Source organism: Hungatella sp. SL.1.14 (assembly GCF_024460495.1).
In the GTDB taxonomy this organism is placed as follows: Bacteria; Bacillota; Clostridia; order Lachnospirales; family Lachnospiraceae; genus Hungatella; species Hungatella hathewayi.
In genome coordinates this window covers 1-2,913 of the sequence record NZ_JANFYJ010000063.1, presented here as the reverse complement: position 1 = coordinate 2,913, position 2,913 = coordinate 1, and the positions used below count along the sequence as shown (strand labels likewise).

Genomic DNA, 2,913 nt, shown 5'->3' with positions numbered 1-2,913 from the left:
GACTGGTACAATCTGGAGAGGCCCACATAAGTGCTACATGGCGGCCAGCAACATACTTTTTAAGATCGACCTTAAATATATCCTCGGTCAGATGCAGCGTATCCGGATGATTGACTTTGTGCATCCGAATCGCCTGCGGATCATGATTGATAGCTATATCAACCGGCCGCCCCAGTGCCATTTCTATACCCACACTTGCCCCGCCGCCACCGGCAAAGCAATCTATAATCAAACCGCTCATGGTCTCACCTCCAGAAAGTCTTTTATGCTCATCTGCCCTGCAGGGGCAAAATTCATCCACAACACTTCACGCTTCTTTGATGCGATTTGGGAATAGCAGTCAGTTTCTACACGGTACCAATCGTGTAAGCTGTCATTATACAACTCGCTATCATATCCACTAATTAGTACCGGCCCCTTATGGGCGTGAAGAACTTCCAGTAATTCAGTTTGCGCCCCGTTGTCCATCTCATACCGGTACTGTTTCCCGTGCCTGGCCGATAAAACATATGGCGGGTCCGCATAGATCAATACATTGGAATGGTTGAAGCGTTTGATTAATTCCACGGCCGGCATGTTTTCAATTTGCACGCCTCGCAGCCTTTCAGCGGCCGCCATTATTTTCTCAGGCAGATTACACCAATCTTTCGCAGCATAGGCCCGCTCTCTGCCTTGTACGTCGTTCTTCCAGCCCACCTTTTCGCCATTGGTCCGGAACCCGTGTCCCATATTAAGCCGTATGTAGAAATTCACTGCCCGTCCAAAACTGTCCTCTGGTACCGATTCAAACGCTGAATCGTATACCTGCCTTGCGTAAGGCGTGTAATATATTTCCCGTGCTAGGCGCTCCGGGTCTTTCCTGATCCACTCAAACAAGTTTACAACGTTTCCGTCGAGGTCGTTTACAGTCTCGATATTGGACCGCGGCTTATTGAATAGCACTGCGCCGCTACCGAAAAACGGTTCAATGTAGCTGTGGTGCTGCGGAAAATAACTGATAATCCAATCCGCTATACTCCATTTACTGCCTGGGTATTTCATAATTGCTTTCATTTTCAAAAAAGGAACCCGGCGCGCCTGTTTTCCGGAAAGGTTCCAGCTCCTTTCTCTTAATCAGTTTTTAGTGTATAAGTTTTTTCCGGTCGGGACCTCTGCGGATCAAAGTATATTTCATCAACAAGCCCGCGCTGCCGCTTTCCGTCATAATACACTAACCTACGGCGTCCACTATCCCCCTCTACAATCTTTTCTACCTGAACAACTTTGTACCAATTGTGACTTTCTGTGCTCATATCCATCACAATCAATTTTCCCACCATATCCGTAATCTCGTTGAATGTTAATTCTCTTCCAAGGCAACATTCCTCGATCCAGTCCCCCGGCTGGAATTCCTTTGCCATGAAATCAAACAGGCTTATTTGTCCTTCCATATTTCCCACCCCCTTGTCCCTTCATACGGAAAATATCAGTTTAAATAAATACTGCATTTCCTATCTTTGCATGTACAAAATCATCATCCAGCATTTCTTTCCACTGTTCTTTACTGGCTTTCATATCAGCAAAAACTGTATAGTTACTCTCACACCATTCACAGAGTTCATCCAGCGTTTTAAAAACCGGGCTTACTGGACTCCCTTCTGTTGTAGTTTCCCACAACTGATAGCATTCTCCTTCTGGCGGACCTATAAATGGTTCAAAATCCGGGCAACCATACTCTGTAAAACCAATCCCTTTCAATGTTGCAAAATGCTTACAGTTCTCGCATCCCCCTGCACTATAGTCACTATCATGGCAATAGCTAGAATAATACCCATACCATATTTTATTGAGAGGCCAATCAAAATTTAATGGAACTCGTTTTAATGTTCTTCCCATGTCTCACCTTTCTCGTTTAAAGCTTAATTTTTTGAAGCAAATAATGTTTCATATTCTTCATTTAGTTTCTTGCAGTATTCATCAAATACAAAAGTGTCAGCACAGCTAAAAGTAATCTTAGTTCCACTACTATTTGCATTATTAATTCTTGTTGCAACGAATCCTTTTCTAGCTTCTTCAACCTTTGCAGCGTAAAGCATTTTATTATATTTATCTCGATCTTCTTCAAAAAGTTTTTTTGTCATCGATCTGAAATTCATTTGATATCTTGATACTGATATTCCACTCACTTTTTATCCTCCATATCTTAATCTTCATATGGTTCTATCTTCAGGTACGTTATCCCCCTAATTGTTTCATTCCCTACTAACACATCAGATGCAGTCAACATACCCGATATATCCGCACTTTCTTCCTGCCCTATATCTGCCAAGATGATATCGTCTGGCGGCGCTTTTTTCAGCAGTTCAATTAATTCCCTTACCGTCATTACTGTCTCCTTCCGAAAATTATCTATTGATAAACCACAAATACCGAACTTTCTTACACTTCTCACAGTAAAATTCATGAGCACTCAAAGCAATACGAAATCTGGTTCCGTGAAATAATACAATTCTTTCTGCCATACAAATAGATTCCGGGTAATGCGTTTTTAGACACTTACTTTTCCGCATTCTGCATCCCCTTCCCATGTGATCTTTACTCCAGTCACCGCAATACACCTCGGCTGCCCCGGCACCATTTTAATGATCCCCGCGTCTGCCATCTGCTTGAGATGCAGGTGTACGCTGCTCGTGCTGTACAGCCCTACGCCTTCCCCGATCTCTCGCACCGATGGCGGCCAGCCGTGGGATATGGTGTACTGGACAATGTAGTCTCTGATCTGCTTATGACGCTCTTTCATGGCCTGCCGCCTCCTAAAATCTGTATTCATAGAAATCTGCATCTTCCACGTACCAGTCCTCTCCTGTACGGTAAATCCTCACCCTGTCAAGCTGCTCGTCAGTCAAATCTTTCCACCCTGGCACATTTCTCAAC

The 2,913-nt window shown here is 43.9% G+C and carries 7 protein-coding genes and 1 pseudogene; all 8 read right to left on the bottom strand.

Annotated elements, in window-relative coordinates; all coding sequences use genetic code 11:
- Positions 1-241, bottom strand: a pseudogene (locus NE473_RS29755) (DNA cytosine methyltransferase); the annotation flags it as partial.
- Positions 238-1,041: a DNA adenine methylase gene (locus tag NE473_RS29750; RefSeq protein ID WP_242866208.1), complete on the bottom strand. Its 804-nt coding sequence runs from the start codon at positions 1,039-1,041 to the stop codon at positions 238-240. The gene NE473_RS29750 and the pseudogene NE473_RS29755, both read right to left, overlap by 4 nt.
- Positions 1,042-1,109: 68 nt before the next feature.
- Positions 1,110-1,430, bottom strand: a complete 321-nt coding sequence (locus tag NE473_RS29745; protein ID WP_006771085.1) for a hypothetical protein — start codon at positions 1,428-1,430, stop codon at positions 1,110-1,112.
- A 40-nt stretch (positions 1,431-1,470) separates the two neighbouring features.
- Positions 1,471-1,875 carry a hypothetical protein gene (locus NE473_RS29740; protein WP_147418965.1) on the bottom strand — a complete coding sequence of 135 codons (405 nt, stop codon included), beginning with the start codon at positions 1,873-1,875 and terminating at the stop codon, positions 1,471-1,473.
- Between the two features lie 23 nt (positions 1,876-1,898).
- Positions 1,899-2,165 (bottom strand): hypothetical protein, encoded by a 267-nt coding sequence (locus NE473_RS29735; RefSeq protein WP_118078057.1) that lies wholly within the window; start codon positions 2,163-2,165, stop codon positions 1,899-1,901.
- A gap of 17 nt (positions 2,166-2,182) precedes the next feature.
- Positions 2,183-2,365, bottom strand: a complete 183-nt coding sequence (locus NE473_RS29730) for a hypothetical protein (RefSeq protein ID WP_118078055.1) — start codon at positions 2,363-2,365, stop codon at positions 2,183-2,185.
- Between the two features lie 74 nt (positions 2,366-2,439).
- Positions 2,440-2,535 (bottom strand): hypothetical protein, encoded by a 96-nt coding sequence (locus NE473_RS33265; RefSeq protein ID WP_118078053.1) that lies wholly within the window; start codon positions 2,533-2,535, stop codon positions 2,440-2,442.
- Positions 2,528-2,779, bottom strand: coding sequence for a LexA family protein (locus NE473_RS29725; protein WP_118078051.1), 252 nt, complete (start codon positions 2,777-2,779; stop codon positions 2,528-2,530). The genes NE473_RS33265 and NE473_RS29725 overlap by 8 nt, the downstream gene beginning before the upstream one ends.
- Positions 2,780-2,913: the final 134 nt, after the last annotated feature.

Coding starts and splice junctions, on each gene's coding strand:
- NE473_RS29750 (WP_242866208.1), bottom strand. CDS start 1,041: ATGAAATACCCAGGCAGTAAATGGAGTATAGCGGATTGGATTATCAGT.
- NE473_RS29745 (WP_006771085.1), bottom strand. CDS start 1,430: ATGGAAGGACAAATAAGCCTGTTTGATTTCATGGCAAAGGAATTCCAG.
- NE473_RS29740 (WP_147418965.1), bottom strand. CDS start 1,875: ATGGGAAGAACATTAAAACGAGTTCCATTAAATTTTGATTGGCCTCTC.
- NE473_RS29730 (WP_118078055.1), bottom strand. CDS start 2,365: ATGACGGTAAGGGAATTAATTGAACTGCTGAAAAAAGCGCCGCCAGAC.
- NE473_RS29725 (WP_118078051.1), bottom strand. CDS start 2,779: ATGAAAGAGCGTCATAAGCAGATCAGAGACTACATTGTCCAGTACACC.